This window comes from Streptomyces sp. AA1529, from assembly GCF_000280905.1.
GTDB lineage: Bacteria > Actinomycetota > Actinomycetes > Streptomycetales > Streptomycetaceae > Streptomyces.
Window position 1 is genome coordinate 1 of the sequence record NZ_ALAP01000109.1, and the last position, 650, is coordinate 650.

1 protein-coding gene is annotated in these 650 nt (G+C 67.1%); it reads left to right on the forward strand.

The window, feature by feature from the left end:
• Window positions 1-19: 19 nt before the first annotated feature.
• The coding region (locus A949_RS35270) for a hypothetical protein (protein ID WP_037708445.1) at window positions 20-650 on the forward strand (631 nt) is incomplete at its 3' end.

Below are 650 nucleotides of genomic sequence, written 5' to 3' on the forward strand. Positions count from 1 at the left end.
TGGTGGCGGCAGGCACTAGATGGGTGATCAGTACGAGGGTGTTGCCTGGACGGAGGAGGAGCGCGGGCTGATGTTCGCGCTCGTGGGGGAGTTTCCTCCGTCGGGTATCCCGGAGCTGGGTTTCGAGAGCACGTCGAGCTTCGATGAGATGTCGCAGAAGCTGACGGAGCTGGAGACCGATCTCCAGGACATGGTGGCCGAGGTCGCCGAGACCTTCCCGGAGGAGGCGGCCGAGCAGTTCAAGGCGGGTGTGGCGCTGCTGACCGGTGCCGCCGGGGCCGGCACCAGCGCCTTCAACAGCTACCGCTCGACCCTGCGGAACATGAGCAGCGGGCGTCTGACGCAGTCCCAGCAGCTGCAGAAGGCGATCTGGGAGATCTTCGTCGAGCTGGGCACCATGATCGCGGAGATCGCGATCGCCACCGCGCTGGCCCCTTTCACCGGCGGCGCCTCGCTCTTCCAGGCCACCATGGCCCGCATCCGCGGCGCGTTCAACATCCTCATGGCCCTCCACCGGCTGCTCAGCTACATCCCGGCCGGCCCCAGCCTCCTGGAGATGATCCAGGAGATGCTGCAGGACCTGGGCACCCAGCTCCTCCAGCTGACGATCAACCCGCCCGAGTGGCGCCCCGACGGGATCGACGGGAAGT